Source organism: Streptomyces sp. NRRL S-920 (genome assembly GCF_000717945.1).
Lineage (GTDB): Bacteria > Actinomycetota > Actinomycetes > Streptomycetales > Streptomycetaceae > Streptomyces > Streptomyces alboniger.
Genome location: NZ_JODF01000011.1, coordinates 114,417 through 130,859, shown reverse-complemented (window position 1 = coordinate 130,859; position 16,443 = coordinate 114,417). Strand labels below are relative to the sequence as shown.

Below are 16,443 nucleotides of genomic sequence, written 5' to 3'. Positions count from 1 at the left end.
TACCTGGTCTCCGCATGGAACGCCGTGCGCGAGGACCGGCCCCTGACACGCCTGGTGGTCCGTCCCGAGGCCCCCGTGCCGAACCCGAAGTAGCCCTCCCCCCTCTTTCCCCATAGGAGATGCCCCTCCCATGAGCACCACCGCAGTACCCGTCGCCGAGCGGGATGTTGGCCGGGCCGCCGCGGTGTTCGCCCGCGGCGGCGAGCACATCGACCCCGAACTCCTGGACATGCACCTGGTCGAGGTCGCTGACAAAGCGTCCTGCTCGCTGCTGCACGACCGCTTCCGCACCGACTTCCCGCACGCCGCCTACCACGAGCTGCTGTCCAGCGTGGCGGCGCTCCGCGCAGTTCTCGGATTCACCCCGACCCCCACGGCCCGCGAGGTGCTGGAGTGGCAGGACCGGCAGCGCACCGTCTACGCCGAAGCCGTCCGGGGCCCGAGGGCGCAGTACCCGGTGGTCTTCATCGACGGCCCGTACCGCGGTGTCGAGATGGCGCTCGACGGCCCCGCGCAGGCGTACCCGAGCGCGGACGATCCCCTTGGACACCTGGCCGACGGATGGATCGCGGGCCCGCCCGCCTCCATCCCGATGCCCATCGTGTGGGGTGACACCGAGAAGACGGGGTACGGCACCGTCCGGTACAAGCGCGGCTACGCCCCCAACTCCGAGGGACTGTGGCCGTTCCGAGTCCGCACGGACGACCAGGCGCCACCCACGGGCGCCCGCCCGCACATCACCGTGCCCTCCGTGCAGGAGGACTGATGCCGGGCACATTCGTGACCGGGGCGGTGCAGGAGTTCACCGCCCCGGCCCAGGACCCGGAGCCGGTCTACATCCGTCTCCAGCCCGAAGTCGCCGAGGCACTGGCGCTCACCGCAGGGTTCCCGATCTTCCCGCCCCCGCTGCCCAACACCTACGTCAAGGTCCGTAACGAGGTGCCGTGCCCGGCCTGCGGCGAGGGCCGGGTCTCGCGATCGTGGCGCATGGAGCGCCGCGCGCTCATCGCCGGGACCGGGTGCCGGCGACGGCACGTCTTCGTGATGGCGCCGCCACTGCCCTACCTGCGGATGGAGGAGGAGTGACCGCACTGGCCGTGGAAAGGCCAGCCCCCGCCTGGGCCGGGCGCGCCATCGTGCGCGCGGCAGGCCGGATGGAACTGCACGTCACCGTCGAGGGCGTCGAAGTGCCCGCGGCCGCGATGTTCACCGTGCCCGTGGAGTGCCGCCCGGACGCCTCGTCGGCGCCGGGCGTACGGCCCTGGGCAGGACCAGTCGACGAGAGGCGGCTGTGCGCCGCGTGCATGCGAGCGCTCCGCGGCGAGCCCGAGCCGGAACAGGTCCAACTGGCCACCAGTGGGACCGTCATGGTGCCGCCGCCGGAGCCTGGCCCGGAGGGGCGAGGACGGCATCTTCGGGTAATCCCGGACCTGCCGACGTACACCGCACCGAGCCTGCCGACCGAGCATGACGGGCGGCCGATACGGTGGTCGGAGTGGGGCGCAGCACCCTACTCGTCCGCATGTGACTGGTGTGGGGCCCACGGGCCGTGCGTGTTGGCGGGCGGACGCCAGGGCAACCCGCTGGCGAAGGACAACCCTCTGCGCTGGTTCGTTGCCCACCGCTGCTCGTACTGCCAGCAGACGCGCGTCTACGAGCAGGCCGGAACAGCCAAGCTGAAGCCCATCGCCCACTTCCAGCCCGAGTCCCCAAGGAGCGCCCGCGCATGAGCACTGCCAATCCCTCCGCGCTGCTCCAGGAGGTCGCGCTCATCGCGTGCGGACGTCGGGACGGCAAGACGCACTCGTGCCCGTCCTGTGCGAGCAAGGCCCCGGGACTGCTGAACATCGCCCGCACGGGCGCCTTGGACGCCCTCGCGGCCGCCATCTGCGGCGACAACCTCGGCGCCTGCCACGACTGCCGCGCCAAGGCCCGGACAATCATCAACGAGACGGTGAACACGTCGTGCGCAGCCTGAGCGGAGCCAGGGCGTACAGCCGATTCGTGCCCCCGTGGGCTCCGTGAAAGAGTCCGCGTCGTAGAAAGTTCACTGCCTCGGCGGGGAGGGGGAGAGATGGGGCGACGGCGACGACGGTTCAAGATCTGGGAGTGGCTGGCGGTCCTGTCAGCTCCCCGGCGTACGCCCTCATCGACAAGATGGAAGACGGTATGGACGTCGGCGAGGACACGTTCACCAACCGGCCCGATGTGCTCGGCTCCGCGTACAACCTGGCGGACTGGCTCGACGAGCACCCCACCCAGTAGCGCACGCTCCGACCAGCGGGCCCCCAGGCAGCTCCCCGCCGTGCTGGCCAGTTCAGGCGGCGTTCTGGTCCGTGGCACACACCGGGCAGGGCGCCTTGGCTGCATCGAGGTCTACGCAGACGACGCAGTCCTGATCACCTTCGCCGGCGGTCGGCACACCGTCCAGGTCAAGTCCGCACAGCGCTCGGGCGGGGTCACAGCAGTAGCTGTGGCTGATCGCCTCGCGGGACGACATCGCTGCTGTGGCCGCAACCGGGGCCTCCCCGCGGGCGCGCGCGACGACGGTGCGAGTGGCCTGCTCAAGGGCGGCGAGGAACGGGTCCGTCATAGATCGGAGGGTAGCTTGCCCGGCGCTGCCCGGTGCAGGCTGTTCGATGCGCCGAGCCGCCTCCATACTGGTCCCATGATCGAACGAGCCGAGATGATGACGGTGGAGCAGACCCGCGAGCTGGTGAACGCGGCGCTCGCCGACGATGCCGTTGATCTCTCCGTGCCCCTCATGTTCTCGCTCGCGCTGAATGAAGGGCTGCGCAGCAGTGTGCTGCCTACGCTCTCGCGTGGGGACTACCACCCCGCGGTCGGCGACGTGCCGGGAAGTCTGACCTACCTCGACGGCGACCAGGTTCACGTCGTCACGCTCTCGCCCCAGTCGGAACTCCTCCTCGCCGCGTACCTTTCGCTCTGACCTACCAGCGGGGCCACAGATCAAGGTCGTCGCTCGGCGGGCGACGCCAACCCGGCGGGAAGGGCGGCTCCGTAGAAAACCGCTGCCCGGCCACGTCGAAATCCTGCTCCTCCGGCTTGCAGCCGCACGAGTTGCTGTGGTGCACCCAGCACTGCGGCTCGCTATCCGGCTCCGGGTACTCCGGGATGGTCCCAACGTATTCGTTGCCATCCTCGTCGTAAGGCACTTCGACCTCCATGAGCGACTTCCTTCCCTGATTGGTCAGGCGTTGGACACGCCGTCGACGCGACGTTCACCATCAGGGCAGCGACGATCGGGCTCGTGGTCAAGAGCGCATCCGGTCGACGCCTGCGGCGCCGGACTGCTGCTCTGCCCTGCATGCCGGACAGATGGGCTGCGCCCGGTCGCCGTACCGGGCGGTGAGGCCGAGGCAGCGAACGCACGGGCCCACCTGCCGCGGCTGGCACCCCAGGATCAACGCGGCCGAGGCCGGGTCCGTCGTAGGGTCCAGGCGTCTTGGTGCATCGTTCATGTTTCCGAATGTAGCCATGCCAGGGGCGTCCTTCAGTTCAGGAGGCCGCGGCGGCGCGGCTTGTACAGGGGCTCGGGCTCGTACAGGGCCAAGAGGATGGCTTCGGCACGGTCCGGCGACTTCATGCCGCGGGCCCGCATCGCCTTCTTCGACTCGACCTCTGTGAAACCGTTGGTTCTCGACAGGAGCTTTGGGGTGGAGAGCTGCGCGGCGGCCTTCTTGTCGACGTGGAGGCGCAGCCGCCCGCGGCCGGAGGACGGGTCCGGCTGAAGGAGGCTCCGAGTCGCCAGCCACATTTCGTCCCGCTTGCGCCATGGCCGCATGACGGCGCCGGGGTCGTCCTGACTCGGCGACTCCGACACCATGACGCCGACGATCTGCGCGCGGTGTCGGCCCGTCTCGGCCCAGCGCTCCAGCATGCTGACCACGCCGTGACCGATCCCGTTCTGGTCGACCTTGACGCGTACGGCGTGCGGGGAGTGCAGGGCGTCGGCAAGACGCTGCGCGGCGTGGATCTCCTCAAGGACTACTTCGGCAACGGACACCTGGTTGTCGTTCACGGCGCCGGCAGATGCGTGGCGGAACGTTACTGCGTCGCCCACGGCCCGGAACACGGTGAATTCGTCGCCACCGTCGGCTGCCACGTCCACGCCGAGACGAACCCACGAGCCCTCACGGACGGTGTGCTCGGCGTTCTCGCCGTCCAGGCCGAGGTCGCACAGGCGGTGCCATCCGTCTCCGGTGGGGTCCTCGTAGGACATGGCGGCCTCGACCCAGCTCGGCGGGATGACGATGCCGCCACCGCCCTTGGGGAAGCGCGCGTAGACCTTGGCCTGCACGTACGGGTGGTCTTCGCCGTACGACCGGATCGTGCGGTCCACCCAGTCCTGGTCGGGCATGTGGTCGGCCAGGGAGTGCCGGTCGACGCCGTCGGGGCAGTCGGTGCAGTACGGCGCGAGTTCACCGGATATGGCCGGGGAGTCGAGCGAGGAGATCGGGATGGTGACGGTGGTCGGCTCACTCGGGTCGTCGCCCTCGATGCACAGCCCTTCGAACCAGCTCGCTGGGTCGTCCATGGCGGGGTTGCCGATGGCCAGCATCGCCGCGTGTCCGCCGGTCAGCAGGTTGTTGGTGCCGTGGCCGATCATGGGGGCGATGCCGCCCGCCTCGTCGACGATGAGCAGCAGGTGGGGCATGTGGATGCCCTGCATCGCCGCCTCGTCGTTGGCGGGTGCGGAGAACCCGTAGGCCGCGACGAAGTCGTTGCCGTACGGGTCGGGCATCTTGTACTGGACGGTGTCGCAGGAACCCGGCAGACCCGCGCGCGGCACCACCTTGCGGATGTGCGGCCAGAGCTGCCGCTGCACCTGGCGGAAACGCGTCGCGGTGGTGATGCAGAGAGCGGTGCCGACCGGATAGACGTTGGTGAACCAGACGGCGGCACGGGCGGCCAGGTGCGTCTTGCCCACGCCGAACCCGGCGGGCACGGCCACTCGTTTGTGGTCGACGATCGCGTCCAGGACGGCGCGCTGCTTCGACCACAGGCTTTCGCCGAGGACGTCTTCGACGAACCCGGACGGAGAGTCGCGCCACAGGCCGTACAGGGAGCCTGTCGCCCGCTCGACCTCCGTCATGACGACGGCGCGCTCACGGGCGGTCAGGTGCTGCTTGAAGGCGTTACGGCGCTCGGTGGGCGGCAGCCGCAGGAGGATGTCGGCGACGTTGGCGGCGTCGCGGGAGACGACGCCGGGACGGGCATGTTGCAGCTGGGCCGCCGAGGGGGCCACGCGGGTGCGTGTCGGCTGCTCAGGCTGCGTGCGGGACATGATCCCGACGGTGCCGCTCGGGCGGGGTTTGTGTCGCGGTCTGGCCGGGGGCCCATGCCCTGACGCCCGGCCAGACCGCGCGTTCCGGCGGCTGCCTGTGCGTTGCCCGCCGGAGTCTGGCTCAAGGCCCGCGCAACCTGGGGGGGAGGGGGTTACGCGGGCCTCAGCACCTAGTAGTACGTCGTGGGCCCGATCTTGTTACACCTGTGCCACGTCGGGACCGGCAGTGGAGTCAGCGTCGTCGAGGGCGACGCCCAGGAGAGCGGCGTGCTCGGCGTTCGCGCGGCGCACCGCTTCGAGGATGATCACTGCTTCCGTAACGGCGACGGCGCGCTCGTCCGGGGTCAGCCGGTACCAGGGGGTGACGTGCTCGCCGCCCGCGGCCAAAACTTCGCGGCGGGTCTCGTAGTAGTGGCGGGCCAGAGGCAGCGTGATGGGCATGGTCGTCATGCTGGTGAGAACGCCGACGTGCGTGATTCTGTGACAGCGCCCGGGATCACCGTCGAGTCGCGCCCGCTCGGCTCGGCTCGCAGTCGAGTGTCCTCTGCCAGCCATCGAACCTGGACCAATCGCCAAGAAGGTTAGACACCCGCTGCGTGTCGCCGCCTCACGTTCGAGTGCTGCTGTGGCCTCAAGGACTGGCTATCACCACGCCACGGCCCTCAGAACCCCTGGAGCTGGAACTGCTCGTACTCGTGGAGGACGGTCGCGTATCCGTGCTGGAGGGAGATCGCAATGCGGTGGAGCGCGTTGACCTGCTCGTAGAAGTCGATGTTCTCCTGGACCGGGCGGGCACGGGCGGGCTCCTTGTTGCCGATCACGGCATACCGGTACGCCTCACCGGTCTCATCCTCACTATCGAGCCACTTCAACGTCTTCCAGCTAGCCGGATCGATGCGGTTGTCCGGGCCGAAGCGGCGGAGCAGGTTCAGATACCGCTCCAGGCAGTCGGCGAGCTGCCGGATGTTGTGGGTGCTCCGCAGCCGTTCCTCGATGCGTTCGGCATCCAGCCTCTCCTCTCCGTTGTAGCCGTCGCGAAGCGCGCAGCGGGCGGAGACCCGAATGAGCCACTTCAGGCTCAGCTCGATGCTGTGGCGATACAGGTACAGGGCGGGGATTGCCAGACCGTCGTCGGGGCTCGCGAAGAACTTCGTAGCCACGAGTTCTGCCGCGGTGAAGTACCCGCCAGCGATGGTCAGGTCGTCCTCCTGGCTTCCGCCAAGGATCGCGATCTCATGGTGCGGGTCTCCTGGGCGGGGAAGGCTCAATACGTCCTCAGGCGCTTCGGTCTCGTCGTCCATGGACCACAGAGTCTCGACCGCGACCGTGGGCAGCAAGGATCTTTCTCCACGACTCGCCGATTGCTTTCCGTGCCCGCAGGCGAATCGCGGTGTTCCCACGGCCGCAGCCGTCGAGGCCGATCGGCCTCGACGCCGTCCGTCCAGCACTGCGTCAGAGGGCATCGAGGCCCCCTGTCGAGTGATGCCGACGGTGTCTGAGCGGAGCGAAGGCACCGTAACTACTTGATGGTCTTACTTGATGTTCTTACTAAGGGCGCCTGATCTGCCGGGACCCGGTCCACCGGTGGCCGGTTACACCGGCGCCGGATTTTCAGGCCCCGGTACTCCCTGGTGAGCCGGGGCCTGAAAACCCGGCCCCGGTGACGCTTCAGGGCCGAGCTGAGAGGACGACCCGCGCCCACGCGACCAGCGCTACCGCTCAGCCTCACGTCGGTGCTTCTCGCAGCGGCCACCCGTGGTCGGCTCGGGACACCCCGAGACAGAGCGCGGGGGCGGGGCTTTCGGGGCACGGGGCCACCTCCAAGTAGGTGAAGTGGGCCGCACTGGCTGTGCAGGCTGTCCAATTAGCTACCCGCGTTTTGTACACATACGGCATGTGACAGAGACGGGGGACGTGAGTGCTTCACTGGGGACATGGACTCGAGAAACGCGACCCAACCGGTGCTCGAACTCCGCCTAGGGAGCCTGCACTTGACCGTTCAGTACGTCCCGGGATGGCTGGTCTCGCTGATCACGGCAGCGGGCGGAGTCGCCGGAGCCTGGTTGGTACAGCGTTAGCCCCTCAAGGTGTCAGCGGCAGCCGCTACGATCGGCGGGACCGTCAGGGCAAGGGGGTGAACGATGGACGATGACGAACGAGCGGAAGCGGAGACGGCCCATGAGGCAGCTCTACTAGAGCTGATCGACAATTCGTGGGACAGCCAACACTTCCTCACGGACGTTGAGTTCGTAGGCAAGGGCTTGATGGTCCTTGCGTCCGGGGTGAGCAGGCTGATGACGCCCCAGTACTTCAATGAGCGGGTATGGCCCCATGATTTCGGCAAAGTAGCGGCACCGTTCCAAAGCCTGTTCCAACATGAGGGGCGCACGCAGCGTGGGGCAGGTGCGACAGAGTCGGCCCGAAAGCGCTACCGCGCGGCTGCCGACGAACTTAGGGCAGCAACCACAGTGGCCGAACGTCGCACAGCCGCACGGGCATTCCTAGCCGCCCTCGCCGAACTCGTCGCTTGTCTGCTGGAATTCCTCGTAGTCGTTCTCCTCGTGCTGCTTTCGCGCTTGTTGGGGCGAGTGGCAGCGGACGACGTACGAGAGTGGAAGCCTGAGCCCATAGAGGCGGTACCTCAGATCACACCCCGAGGGCCGAACTCTGCCTTCCCCGTGCACACACACCGGGGCGGGCATCACGGCAGCCGTGCGCTGGGGAGCGCCGTACTGGCTGCGTAGACAGCCCGCCGACCAGGCAAGGTCGGAAGGTTGAGGCCATGTTTTTCGTACCGGACACTGCCCCGTGGTGGGCTGTCTTAGCTCTTGCTGCCCTCGGAATCGTCGTATTCGGAGTCCATAGCTTCATCCGCGCCGTTTGGCCGCAGTATTCCGGCCACCGCAAGGAACTGTTGCGAGAGTGGCAGCGGCAACGGGAACAGGAGAGGGAGCGGCGGCAAAGGGGCATCGGTAATCAGGAGTGAATGCACTGGGGCGAGAGCGGTTGCGCTCTCGCCCCAGAGTTCCGCAGGACCAAACTCCGCAGCGGTTTCCTGTGGACGCTCGATCTCTCAGCGCCCGCTCAACGGTCTGCTTGGGAGCGGCCTCGATGGGTGTCAGCGGCGGCGCCTCGCTGCAACGTTCTTGACGTCGCGCACGTACTTCGGGGTGACATCGCCCAGCTGGCCGATGCGCTCCGTGGACCAGCCGTACGGCTCCTCGGTCAGCGCCAGCGCGGAGTCCTGGAGGAACGGCATCGCGGCCTTCCTGCGGGCGTTGGCGACCGACACCGTGGCCGCGAGCGACGGCAGCCGGTCCGCGGCCTCCTCGGAGTCCAGGCGCGGCACGCCGGCCTTCAGGGCGGCCGCGATGCGCTGCTCGGGCGTCATGCGGGCGCGGGGGTCACCACCAGGGTTGATGTTCGCCTTCGGGTCGCCGGTCAGGGCGATGCGGCGCATCTCGACATACGCGTTGTGCGTGATGCCGAGGACTTTTTCCAGGCCGCGCACCCCGTCGTAGAACCACAGCGACAGAGCAGCCTGGTTGCGCTCCTCGGAGTGGGCGGCGATCTCCAGGTCGGCCTGCTGCACGATCTCGCACGCCCTCTTGAACCGGTCGTCGGGTCGGGCGAGCTTGCCCAGCTCCTGTTCGACCTCGCGCGTGGCCTCGGCGCGCAGCGTCTTGTGGTCGGGGATCGTGAGGTTGTGGTGCACAGCGGGCATGCTGGCCTCCGTCTGGACGGGCACCGTGCCGGTGCCGGCGAAGGCTGGGGAAACCCCATGCCGAACGAACCCGCAAATAGTACAGCGGCGGGCATGGCCTTGTCATCGCGGCTGCCGCGCACCCCGCCTGACCAGCGCAAACCCGAAACGGCCGACCATTACCAACAGCCCACCGACGTCACCGCACGCACCTGGATCGCCAGCGTGCGGGGCGTCGGTGAGAGCGATCCGGCCGACCGCCGTGTGCGGGACGCCGCCGCGACGCAGCACGCCGAGCCCGGCCAGCCGCCTCACCGCCACCACAGCAATCGACGCAGACCGCGCCGGGGCGAAGGAAGCGGCTGAAACTCCTCACTCTCCTTCGCCCACGGGTCGTTCTTCCGGGCCCTGTACTCGGCGCGGGAGTACAGGGGGAACACCGCCCAGGTACGGCGGCCGATCGTGATGGCGGGCCCGCAGATGCCGTACGGGCGCTCGCTCTGGCGGTAGGTATAGCCCACGGCGAACCAGATGCCGGGCGTCTCGCTGGTCCAGGTGCCAGCCGTCCACCGGCCGAAGTCGAAGAACTTCGCAGCCCCGCGCTTCATCGGGCCGCTCCCACGACCGCGGTGCGCACACCGTCCGGGGTGAGCCGGTACATCCGCCCGTCGGCGTACTGGACCTCCGCCTCGTCGGGGACTTGCGGGCGGCGCACCTTCCACCCCGCCTCATACGACGGCTTCGGATGGTCCTCAAACCAGCCGTTGCACACCTCGCAGGCCAGCAACAGGTTGTGGGCCTGGTTGATCCAGGGCTCCCGCGCTCCGCCCATGCCCCGGTTGACGCGGTGGTGGATCGTCAGCCGGTGAACCGAGCCGCAACGTACGCAGCAGCCGCCATCGCGCTGGTAGACCAGGTCGCGGACCGTATCCGTGGGACCGGTACGTCGTCGGGCCATGATCGGCTCCCGTCCTGCCTCCGCGCGCCGGACCGCGGAGTGCGGCCCGAGAGAAGCGGCGGGGCGAGCGGGAGAGTGGACGGCGAGGGCCGCTTACGTCGCGTGCACCCCAGACCGCCCCTGCCCCGGCGGTGACGCGCATGAGGCCCGCGAGCAGTCCGCTCAGCGCTGCGTCACGGCGGCTGCATGACCGGTGAAGGCGCGCTCCAGGGCGTCGAGGACCGCCACGACGTCCGGGACGGCGGCAAACGAGATGACGACCTGGCCGCGCCCGCCCGAGCCAAGAACGAACTCGAACTGCCCGCCCGAGCCCTCGCACTCGTAGACGTACCTGCCCGGCGGCGCCTCACGCAAAGGCCCCTCGGCATAGTCCAGGTACGGGAACCGGATCTCGTCGACGGCCCCCGCGATCACATCGTTAGGAACCTGCTCGAACTCGACGCTGGCGCGGCCCTCGTCGTCGAGGCAGACCCGACCGCCGCCACGCCCGGTCTCCTCGTACTCCAGCCGGATGTCGTCACAGCCGACGTACCGCGGCCGGTCGCCGAGGCAGGGGAACGCGGCCTTCAGCGCGGTGACGGCCGCGGCCTGAGTCTGGCGCCAGTACTGCTCCCAGGCTTCGAGGGCCTGGACGAGGGCGTGCTGCATGTGGTGCTCCGTTCGTTGTGCAACGAAGCAGCATCCGCGCGAAGGGCCCTAGCGTCGCGCCGAGCGGGTGACGGGAGCAGAGCAGTGCTGTTCGTGGACGACGTGCATCAGGTCCAGGAGCAGGGAGTCGGCAGCGGTCTGCGCCCCGCGGTCGACCGCTTCGAGCAGTCTGGCCGCAGCTTCTCGCACGGGAGTCGCAAGCTCTTCCTCGGCCGCTTGCTGGAACGCCACCCAGCGCAGCCCCGCCACCTCCTCCGCGGACACGGCTCCCTTCCCCGTACGGGGAAAGGCGGCTCGGTGATAGCAGGCGGCCGCGATGAGCGCGCCCTGTGCCAGGCCCGCACCGAACCCAGCCCTCATCGCCTCAGCCTGCCGTTGTCGGTCCCGGCGCAGACGGAGGAACGCCCCGAAGCCCGCGCCGGCACCGCAGCCCACCGAGGCGGAAACCACGCCCGCCACCTCGTGCGTGACGAGGTAGCCGAAGCCAGCACCGCAGAGCAGCCCAAGGGACGCGAGGGCGGCGACGGCGAGACTCGAGTCCTTCTTCCACATGCTCCGCAGTGTTTCACCGGGTACTGACACCGCACTGCGCCCGGTACTCGGCGATCAAGGCGGCCGTGGTCTCACTGGTGAACCCGTCGGCCTCTTCGAGGGCGGCCGCCGGGAGAGGGTCACCAGGGGCGTACCCGAGCGCCGGACGGTCGGCGAGGTGACCGCACAGGGCGTCGAGCCGATCCAGGAGCGCGGCGCGGCGCGCCTGGTCGTCGTCGAGAGAACACAGCCACGCGTGGCGGTCTTGCGCGTCGGCGGGGCGGGGCGGCAGGGAACGGCGAATCGTGTCGGCCCGCTCGACCAGCGTTTGCCGGACCGCAACGCGGAGCAGCCCGACGAGCTGTTCGGCGCGCTGCGGTATATCCCTGGCGGTAGTGCTCATGTGCCCACTGTTGCAGCGGGCTCTGACAGTGGCCGGGTCCCGGGCGATGGACGCCGCGTTCCGGTCGAGTTCGGTGGGCAGCCCGTGACGGGGGCGCCTCCCGCAGCCGGGCCGACGCTCGGGTGGATTCCTTGTGCTCCACCCGGACGCCCGCACGAGGGCCAGGGGATCACCCCGTTGCATATCTGGGCCACTGAGGAGGCCCAATCAGCCTTGAGGATCGAGGTGTCCCGACGGCCAAATGCACGCCCCTCCATCGTCTTCCCACACCCGAAGAGGCAGTGATTCTCTGACCTGCCGACGGCGCCGCTTCAGGCGCTTCTTTGCGGCCTGCTGTTGCCTGCGCTGCACTTCACCCGGCGACGGCTCGCCCCGCCGGGACCGCCGTCGGCGAACGCCGCGGGATTCTCGTTGCTTCTCCTTGTTCCTCTGCTTCGCCTTGTCGAATGTGTGCCACCAACCGCAATGGCACAGGTAGACCTCGAACGGCGATCCGAGATCATCGCTTTGCCGGGCCGCAGCGATCCGAGCCCAGGCTTCGTTGAAGTGTTTGAGTTTCCCGGTAGGGCAATGCCGCCGCCTCCCGCCCCCTGCCACGTCTACACCCCTCAATTGCAACCGAGCTGTGCCACCGACAGGCCCATACGGGGGCTCGTTCGGCGGCGCCGCCGAACGAGCCCCCTGAATGCCGGTCTGGCTCAGTCTTCCACTTGGTGCAGCGTGCTTGGCGGCGTGCGGTGGAACCGCAGCGAGGCAGGGACAGCGATCAGCCGACGCCGTCGAGAAGGGCACCGTTCCTGCTCATACCGGCAGGCGGCGGCGAGTGCCGCGGGACGACGGCGGAGCCGCCTTCGGCCTGGCACTCGAAGTCGTACAGCAGGCAACCCGCCTGCGTAGTCGGGTCGGCGCTCGGGCTGGCCCCCTGCTTGCTGACGGGGTTGGACGGTCGGACCGCGAAGGGACCGGACGGCTCGGGGTCAGGCGTGGCGCTGCCCCCGAACACAGCGATCGAGGCGACGACGGCGCCCGCGATGACGAGGACGGCGCCGACGAGGATAGCGACGGTACGGCGGGAGAGCGCTGGAGCCTTCATGGCGTTCCTTCCGAGCGGGACTGGGACGCCGCACGATGGCCGCGAGCAAGGGCTTGTGTCGCCCAAGGGCATTGGGCAAGGGTGGCGGGTGCGGGCACGCCTGCGCCAGGATGCTGCGATGCACGAGGAGCCGTTGGAGGACTGGGCGCGCAGACGCGAGGAGCGCCAGGCCGCCTCGAAGGGGAAGCTGCGGGCGGTGCCGCTCACACAGGGGCCGCACCGCGGTGCTCATGTCGACCCGAACGCCCCGCGGGTGATCCAGCAGTGGACCGGCACGCAGTGGGAGACGGTCGGCATCGTCGACGACTTGGCGGCCGCGAAGGCATTGCTCTACCCGCCACAACCGGTCGAATCGAAGCCTGCCGGCTGGGACCGTCCGCCAGGATTGGGACCGGGCCGCGGCCGGCACCGGAAGCCGACGTCGGCGGAGGAGCGGGACACCTAAGTCCGGGCTGGTGGAGAGGCCGCTGGCACCGTTCCCGCGTGAGGGTTCGTGCTGACCCAGGGAGTTGCATCAGGTGTTGTTCCAGCGGCCCGTCGACCAGCCCGGACCCGGGGCGAGGGGGGTGGGGACAGCCGGGCGCCTTCAGGGCCCGAGGTGAAGACGGGCATCTGCTCCAGCCGCTCTCCAGCCGCCCCCGCCGGTCAGGTACGGAACATCGCGGCCTCGTCGTAGGACTGGTCGGTGCGTAGGCAGTGGTGCAGGCCGCTCAGGAGCCGGTTGGCGACATGGCGCAGCGCGGCCGCGTACCCGTCGCTTCGCTCGCGGCGTGCGTCGTACAAGGCGCGGCATCCGGGGGAGCGGGTCAGGGTGCCGAAAGCCCACTGGTGCGCGGCCCGCTTCAGCGCGCGGTTGCAGACCGATCGGTGCACGACTGCGTGGCTGCGGCCCGAGGACCAGGTGATGGGGGCGGTGCCTGCGTACGCGCGCAGCCCCTTCGCGGTGAGGAACCGCGCAGGGTCGTCGCCGATCTCGGCGAACAGGCGGGCGGCGATGAGCGGCCCGCACGCGGGGAAGGAGCGGTAGATCGCGTAGTGCGGGTGGCTGGAGAACGCGGCGTCGGTCTGGGCGGCCATCTGCTCGGCACGGAGACAGGCAGCATCCAGTTCGGCGAGGTAGTGCCGGGTGCGTTCGCCCATCGCTGCTTCGGTCTGCGGCTGCTGACGGAGCTGGGGTTCGGCGAACAAGGCGCGAAGCCTCGTGGCCTCCTGGTCCAGGAGCCGTGTTCGGCCAGCCGCGGCCAGGGCGTCGTACAGCTTCCGCTTGGTGAGGGCGGCGGCGTGGCGGGGAGTGGGCGCGAGCGCTATCACGGCGCGGGCCTCAGCGCGGCGCAGCCCGTGCTGCATCCCGCTCCAGGCATCGGCGGCGGCCGGAAAGTACATACCCAAGTGGGAGCGCAACCGGACCGTCGCCCTGCGCGCGGTGTCGGCGTGGAACTCCTGGGCGCGCGCCAGGACGGCTATGGCCTGGGCACGATCGGAAGTCTCGGGGAGGGGACGGCGGCGGCCAGGGTTCTGCCGGATGATGTCGGCCAGCAACTCGGCGTCGGTCCGGTCGGACTTCGAGACGGCGGCCGTGTGCCGCCCCCGGTAGCGGGCGGTGACCGCGGGCGGGACGACGATGACCGGCTGGCGGTGGCGTCGCAGCTCGGCGACCAGGAGCCGGTTCCCGTCCTCGATCGCGATGGGAACCTGACGGCGGGAGAACCGGTGCGAGGTCGGGTTGAGCCCGCGAAGCGCGTTCAGGATCTGGGTGACCCCTTCGTGGCTCTCCTCCACGCGCAAGTGCAGGACGGTCGCGCCGTCCCGGTCGATGACGACGAAGTCCTGAAGCCCCCAGGACCAGTCGATCCCCGCCCACCAGTGGCCGCTCACCGCCGCGCCCCCTCCACGATTGTTGTGATGCATATATACATCACTCTGATGGGAGGCCCCGGTCCGGGGCGGGATGCGGGATCATACGGAGGACACAGTGACCGGACGGCTTGCAGGGGACGAGATGCGCGGCGACCGAGCGCCCCTGACCTACACCACGGGCGAATGGCCACACGCGGCCGTGCCGGAAGCATCGGCGCCCCCAGGCGTGCACTACAGCCTCGCCCTGGCCCGCGCTCTCGACGACGCGGCGAAGGCCCAGGGCCTCTCCCACCGCGGGGCCTCCCTGCGGGCTGGGCTCAACGCGACGGCGGTCGGTCGGATCGTGCGCGGCGAGGTCTACCCGGACCTGGCGACCCTGGCCCGCCTCGAAGTGGCACTGCGTACAGACCTCCTTGCGCGCGGTCTGTTCCGTGAAGTTCTCGCCGAGCCCGAGCGAGACGTCTGACCGCAGATCGGCGAGCAGTCAGCGCATTTTCACCAGAGACGGCGCCTTCACGGCCGGGGCTGGAGCCTTCACGAGGGGTGCCTTCGGCGCGGCCGGAGCCTTGGGCTTCGCCGGGGTCCTGTTCGAGCTGCCGGCGCCCGCGGGGGCGGCGGGCCGACCCGCGGTGCCGCCCTCGGGCTGATGGTCAGGGCCGTAGACGATGCACGGGCGCGCCGCGCCACGAGGGACAAGGTCCCCGGCCTTGGAGCGCACGGTGGGGCACGTGCGCGTGGAGTCGTCGGAGCCGGAGCAGCCGGTCAGCAGCAGCGCGACGGCGGCGACGGTGGCGGTGGCCGCCGCGCGAAGGTGCAGCGATCGGAGTCGGGTGGTGAAGCTGAGCACGAGCGTGGCCTTCCCAGTGGCGGGTCAGAGGTCACGTACCGTGCGGGCCCTTCGTGGCTTGCGTCGCATGCTCCCGGAGAAGTGCCGGTGGCGAACCCGTGGTGCGGACGCGGGCGGTGCGCACTGCACGGCGAACGCATCCGGATACCCGGCGCGTCTCGCCCCGGGCGAGTCCTAGAGTCGAGGGCATGAGCAGTATTTCCGAGCCAGAACCGGCCCGCCCTTGGCGCCCGCAGGACGGGCCACAGCCTGAGGTCTGGACGTGGTCGAACAACGACCGTCCGGCGCTTGAGGTCTTCTCCGCCGGGCGATGGCGGTACGCGCGGGTCCTGGCTCGGCAGGACTGGGCGGACGGGTCGGTGTACTACCAGGTGGAGGTCGACCTCCGCGGTCGGCGGGCGGTGACCGTTTGCCTGTACCGGTGGCCACAGCCCGGCTTGCGGCAGGTGCACGGCAGCAGCGTGGCACCGTCCAGGGGGACCGACGAGTCGCGGCAGGGAGAGATGCCGATGCGCGGCCCCACCCGACGAGGGGGGACCTGAGCGGCTTCCGCCACAACTTCGCGACCCGCGGCGGGCGTGCTACGTCAGCGTTACCGCGATGCCAAGGAAGAAGACACCCATCGCGATTTCGAAGTTCAGACCGGTCCGCCCGGTGAGCCACACCATCGGCTTCCGGCAACGGGCGCGGTCCTCGTCCCAGCAGTCGCGCTTCGCCCAAGTGAGGTAGCTCTGCGCGAAGAAGGAGATGCCGAGCACGGTGTAGACCACATTGAATGCGTCAAGCTCACTGGCGGACACCGCTGTCACTCCTGGCCGTCGATCGGATCAGAGCGAGTGTGGCAGAGGTGGCGCGTACGAGCGGACATATCTGGAAGAAGCCCGTCGAGCGATGGTCCATGCCGGGGCGACTGGTGCCCTGGTGCTGCTCGCCCGGTCCTTCCTTTGCCGCCAACCCCGTCTGCTCCCTCTGGTCGCGGCCGCGCTGATCGACCTGCCGATCACCCCCGACGCCCGTGCGGCCGGGCCCCGCAAGGTCGGCACCGCTGACTCCTGGCGGCGGCGCTCGATGCGTTCGGTTTAGCCCCTTGTAGAG

The 16,443-nt window shown here is 69.5% G+C and carries 25 protein-coding genes; 10 read left to right on the top strand and 15 right to left on the bottom strand.

The features are described 5' to 3' along the window. The first annotated feature begins 130 nt into the window (after positions 1–130). The 5 genes from IG54_RS0111180 to IG54_RS41985 all read left to right on the top strand — a co-directional run bounded on the left by IG54_RS0111180 (position 131) and on the right by IG54_RS41985 (position 2,265). A complete protein-coding gene (locus IG54_RS0111180) occupies positions 131–766 on the top strand; it encodes an RsbRD N-terminal domain-containing protein (RefSeq protein WP_030780810.1) in 636 nt (211 codons plus the stop codon). Next, a complete protein-coding gene (locus IG54_RS0111175; protein WP_030780807.1) occupies positions 766–1,086 on the top strand; it encodes a hypothetical protein in 321 nt (106 codons plus the stop codon). The genes IG54_RS0111180 and IG54_RS0111175 overlap by 1 nt, the downstream gene beginning before the upstream one ends. After that, positions 1,083–1,730 (top strand): hypothetical protein, encoded by a 648-nt coding sequence (locus IG54_RS0111170; RefSeq protein WP_030780804.1) that lies wholly within the window; start codon positions 1,083–1,085, stop codon positions 1,728–1,730. The genes IG54_RS0111175 and IG54_RS0111170 overlap by 4 nt, the downstream gene beginning before the upstream one ends. Continuing rightward, the gene (locus tag IG54_RS0111165) at positions 1,727–1,978 is read left to right on the top strand and encodes a hypothetical protein (protein WP_030780801.1); all 252 of its coding nucleotides are present in this window, start codon (positions 1,727–1,729) and stop codon (positions 1,976–1,978) included. Before IG54_RS0111170 ends, IG54_RS0111165 begins: the two co-directional genes overlap by 4 nt. A 131-nt stretch (positions 1,979–2,109) precedes the next feature. Beyond that, positions 2,110–2,265 (top strand): hypothetical protein, encoded by a 156-nt coding sequence (locus IG54_RS41985; protein ID WP_158708856.1) that lies wholly within the window; start codon positions 2,110–2,112, stop codon positions 2,263–2,265. A gap of 52 nt (positions 2,266–2,317) precedes the next feature. Here IG54_RS41985 and IG54_RS0111155 read toward each other — a convergent pair whose 3' ends face one another. Continuing rightward, positions 2,318–2,593 carry a hypothetical protein gene (locus tag IG54_RS0111155; protein WP_030780798.1) on the bottom strand — a complete coding sequence of 92 codons (276 nt, stop codon included), beginning with the start codon at positions 2,591–2,593 and terminating at the stop codon, positions 2,318–2,320. Positions 2,594–2,668: 75 nt separating this feature from the next. Here IG54_RS0111155 and IG54_RS0111150 point away from each other — a divergent pair, with 75 nt between their 5' ends. Further along, the gene (locus IG54_RS0111150) at positions 2,669–2,950 is read left to right on the top strand and encodes a hypothetical protein (protein WP_030780795.1); all 282 of its coding nucleotides are present in this window, start codon (positions 2,669–2,671) and stop codon (positions 2,948–2,950) included. Position 2,951: 1 nt separating this feature from the next. Here IG54_RS0111150 and IG54_RS0111145 read toward each other — a convergent pair whose 3' ends face one another. The 4 genes from IG54_RS0111145 to IG54_RS0111130 form a co-directional block, all read right to left on the bottom strand. After that, positions 2,952–3,188 carry a hypothetical protein gene (locus tag IG54_RS0111145; protein ID WP_030780792.1) on the bottom strand — a complete coding sequence of 79 codons (237 nt, stop codon included), beginning with the start codon at positions 3,186–3,188 and terminating at the stop codon, positions 2,952–2,954. Between the two features lie 326 nt (positions 3,189–3,514). Continuing rightward, on the bottom strand, positions 3,515–5,308 hold the full coding sequence (locus IG54_RS0111140; protein WP_030780790.1) for a hypothetical protein: 1,794 nt from the start codon (positions 5,306–5,308) through the stop codon (positions 3,515–3,517). A 198-nt stretch (positions 5,309–5,506) separates the two neighbouring features. Beyond that, the gene (locus IG54_RS0111135; protein WP_030780787.1) at positions 5,507–5,749 is read right to left on the bottom strand and encodes a hypothetical protein; all 243 of its coding nucleotides are present in this window, start codon (positions 5,747–5,749) and stop codon (positions 5,507–5,509) included. Between the two features lie 221 nt (positions 5,750–5,970). Continuing rightward, positions 5,971–6,609 carry a hypothetical protein gene (locus IG54_RS0111130; RefSeq protein ID WP_158708855.1) on the bottom strand — a complete coding sequence of 213 codons (639 nt, stop codon included), beginning with the start codon at positions 6,607–6,609 and terminating at the stop codon, positions 5,971–5,973. A gap of 840 nt (positions 6,610–7,449) precedes the next feature. Between IG54_RS0111130 and IG54_RS41980 the strand changes: the two genes are divergently transcribed. Beyond that, positions 7,450–8,052 carry a hypothetical protein gene (locus IG54_RS41980; RefSeq protein ID WP_158708854.1) on the top strand — a complete coding sequence of 201 codons (603 nt, stop codon included), beginning with the start codon at positions 7,450–7,452 and terminating at the stop codon, positions 8,050–8,052. Between the two features lie 374 nt (positions 8,053–8,426). On the opposite strand, the gene IG54_RS0111125 is transcribed toward IG54_RS41980, so the two are convergent. The 7 genes from IG54_RS0111125 to IG54_RS0111095 all read right to left on the bottom strand — a co-directional run bounded on the left by IG54_RS0111125 (position 8,427) and on the right by IG54_RS0111095 (position 12,644). Beyond that, a complete protein-coding gene (locus IG54_RS0111125) occupies positions 8,427–9,032 on the bottom strand; it encodes a hypothetical protein (protein ID WP_030780781.1) in 606 nt (201 codons plus the stop codon). A 290-nt stretch (positions 9,033–9,322) separates the two neighbouring features. Next, positions 9,323–9,619, bottom strand: a complete 297-nt coding sequence (locus IG54_RS0111120; RefSeq protein WP_030780778.1) for a hypothetical protein — start codon at positions 9,617–9,619, stop codon at positions 9,323–9,325. After that, the gene (locus IG54_RS0111115; RefSeq protein ID WP_051819431.1) at positions 9,616–9,969 is read right to left on the bottom strand and encodes an HNH endonuclease; all 354 of its coding nucleotides are present in this window, start codon (positions 9,967–9,969) and stop codon (positions 9,616–9,618) included. The genes IG54_RS0111120 and IG54_RS0111115 overlap by 4 nt, the downstream gene beginning before the upstream one ends. A 162-nt stretch (positions 9,970–10,131) precedes the next feature. After that, the gene (locus IG54_RS0111110) at positions 10,132–10,617 is read right to left on the bottom strand and encodes a hypothetical protein (protein WP_030780772.1); all 486 of its coding nucleotides are present in this window, start codon (positions 10,615–10,617) and stop codon (positions 10,132–10,134) included. Between the two features lie 48 nt (positions 10,618–10,665). Beyond that, a complete protein-coding gene (locus tag IG54_RS39215) occupies positions 10,666–11,169 on the bottom strand; it encodes a hypothetical protein (protein WP_051819430.1) in 504 nt (167 codons plus the stop codon). A gap of 13 nt (positions 11,170–11,182) precedes the next feature. Beyond that, positions 11,183–11,551, bottom strand: coding sequence for a hypothetical protein (locus IG54_RS0111100; RefSeq protein WP_030780766.1), 369 nt, complete (start codon positions 11,549–11,551; stop codon positions 11,183–11,185). Between the two features lie 766 nt (positions 11,552–12,317). Then, positions 12,318–12,644, bottom strand: coding sequence for a hypothetical protein (locus tag IG54_RS0111095; RefSeq protein ID WP_030780763.1), 327 nt, complete (start codon positions 12,642–12,644; stop codon positions 12,318–12,320). Positions 12,645–12,762: 118 nt separating this feature from the next. Here IG54_RS0111095 and IG54_RS0111090 point away from each other — a divergent pair, with 118 nt between their 5' ends. Next, positions 12,763–13,089, top strand: coding sequence for a DUF6087 family protein (locus tag IG54_RS0111090; RefSeq protein ID WP_030780760.1), 327 nt, complete (start codon positions 12,763–12,765; stop codon positions 13,087–13,089). 200 nt (positions 13,090–13,289) lie between these two features. Here the strand turns inward: IG54_RS0111090 and IG54_RS0111085 are convergent, their stop codons facing one another. After that, positions 13,290–14,519: an IS110 family transposase gene (locus IG54_RS0111085; protein WP_030780757.1), complete on the bottom strand. Its 1,230-nt coding sequence runs from the start codon at positions 14,517–14,519 to the stop codon at positions 13,290–13,292. Positions 14,520–14,616: 97 nt separating this feature from the next. On the opposite strand from IG54_RS0111085, the gene IG54_RS0111080 reads away from it, so the two are divergent. Next, positions 14,617–14,967, top strand: coding sequence for a helix-turn-helix domain-containing protein (locus tag IG54_RS0111080; RefSeq protein WP_158708853.1), 351 nt, complete (start codon positions 14,617–14,619; stop codon positions 14,965–14,967). Between the two features lie 18 nt (positions 14,968–14,985). Here the strand turns inward: IG54_RS0111080 and IG54_RS0111075 are convergent, their stop codons facing one another. Then, positions 14,986–15,348 carry a hypothetical protein gene (locus tag IG54_RS0111075; RefSeq protein ID WP_030780751.1) on the bottom strand — a complete coding sequence of 121 codons (363 nt, stop codon included), beginning with the start codon at positions 15,346–15,348 and terminating at the stop codon, positions 14,986–14,988. 581 nt (positions 15,349–15,929) lie between these two features. Continuing rightward, the gene (locus IG54_RS0111065; protein ID WP_030780745.1) at positions 15,930–16,148 is read right to left on the bottom strand and encodes a hypothetical protein; all 219 of its coding nucleotides are present in this window, start codon (positions 16,146–16,148) and stop codon (positions 15,930–15,932) included. A 91-nt stretch (positions 16,149–16,239) separates the two neighbouring features. Here IG54_RS0111065 and IG54_RS0111060 point away from each other — a divergent pair, with 91 nt between their 5' ends. Further along, positions 16,240–16,431, top strand: a complete 192-nt coding sequence (locus IG54_RS0111060; RefSeq protein WP_030780744.1) for a hypothetical protein — start codon at positions 16,240–16,242, stop codon at positions 16,429–16,431. Positions 16,432–16,443: the final 12 nt, after the last annotated feature.